Source organism: Saccharomonospora iraqiensis subsp. paurometabolica YIM 90007, from assembly GCF_000231035.2.
Lineage (GTDB): Bacteria > Actinomycetota > Actinomycetes > Mycobacteriales > Pseudonocardiaceae > Saccharomonospora > Saccharomonospora paurometabolica.
Genome location: NZ_KI912234.1, coordinates 32,089 through 33,528, shown reverse-complemented (window position 1 = coordinate 33,528; position 1,440 = coordinate 32,089). Strand labels below are relative to the sequence as shown.

Annotated in this window: 1 protein-coding gene; it reads right to left on the bottom strand. The window is 71.3% G+C overall.

The features are described from left to right. Positions 1 to 1,440, bottom strand: a 1,440-nt coding sequence (locus tag SACPADRAFT_RS0211425) for an acyltransferase domain-containing protein (RefSeq protein ID WP_007027601.1), incomplete at both ends; no start/stop codon positions are given.

The window sequence follows — 1,440 nt, the reverse complement described above, 5'->3', positions numbered from 1 at the left end:
CACGCGCGTCACGGCCGCGCCGCGCGCGGTGAGGGCACGGCACAGCACGGCGCTCCACGGGTCGTCGACCCCGTCGGGAGCGACGAGCAGCCAGCGGCCGCTCAGCGGGGTGGCCGTGTCGGCGAGCTGCTGCCAGGTGACGCGGTAGCGCCAGGAATCCACCGTGGTGCGCACGGTGCCCCGCTCGCGCCACTCGGCGAGCGCGGGCAGGAACTCGTCGAGGCCCGCATCGGGTTCCAGCTGGAGAGTCGTGGCGAGCGCATCCCGGTCCTGGTCGGCCACCGCCTCCCAGAACTCGGCGTCCGCGGTGGCCACCGGCGTCGCCGGGGCGGCGGGGGCGGGCCAGAATCGTGTGCGCTGGAACGCGTAGGTGGGCAGATCGACCCTGGCGCCGGGAGCGACGGCCGACCAACGCGGGCTCAGGCCGCGCACGACGCCCTCGCCCAGGGAGAGCAGCATCCTGTCCAGGCCGCCGTCGTCACGGCGCAGCGAGCCCACGGCGACGACGCCGTCGGGCAGGGCCGCGGTGAGCACCGGGTGCGGGGAGCACTCGACGAAGGCACTGCCGTCGAGGCGTTCGACGACCGTGGCGAACCGGACGGTGGAGCGGAGGTTGTCGAACCAGTACCCGGCATCCATCCCCGAGCCATCCGCAACCTCACCCGTCAGAGTCGAATGGATCGGGATCTCACCCGCACGCGGCCGGACCGGCTCCAACACCGCCAACAACTCATCCCGCAACTCATCGACCTGCGCCGAATGCGAGGCATAATCCACCGGAACCCGCTTCGCCCGCACACCCTCGACCTCACACGCCGCGACCAACTCGTCCAGAGCCCCCGGCTCACCCGACACCACCACCGCTGTCTCGCCATTGACCGCAGCGATCGACACCCGCTCACCGAACCCGGCAATGCGGTCACGAACCTCGACCTCACCCAACGCGACCGACACCATCCCGCCACGACCCGCCAACCGCCGCAACACCCGCGACCGCAACGCCACCACCCGAGCACCGTCCTCCAGAGACAACGCACCCGCCACCACCGCAGCCGCGATTTCACCCTGCGAATGCCCCACCACCGCATCCGGCTCGATCCCCCACGACCGCCACAACTCGGCCAGCGACACCATCACAGCCCACAACACCGGCTGCACCACATCAACCCGACCCAACAGATCGGCATCGTCCAGAGCCTCATCAACCGAGAAATCGGTGAACGCGCTCAACGCCGCCACACACTCCGACAACCGCCCCGCAAACACCGACGACTCCACCGCCAGCTCCCGCGCCATCCCCACCCACTGCGAACCCTGCCCCGGAAACACGAACACCGTGCCGTCGACGCCGGCGGCCTCGCCGCGCACCACGCCGGGCAGAGCCTCGTTCCGGCTCAGCGCCGCGAGCCCGGCCAGCAGCTCCGCCGCGGTTCGGCCGAC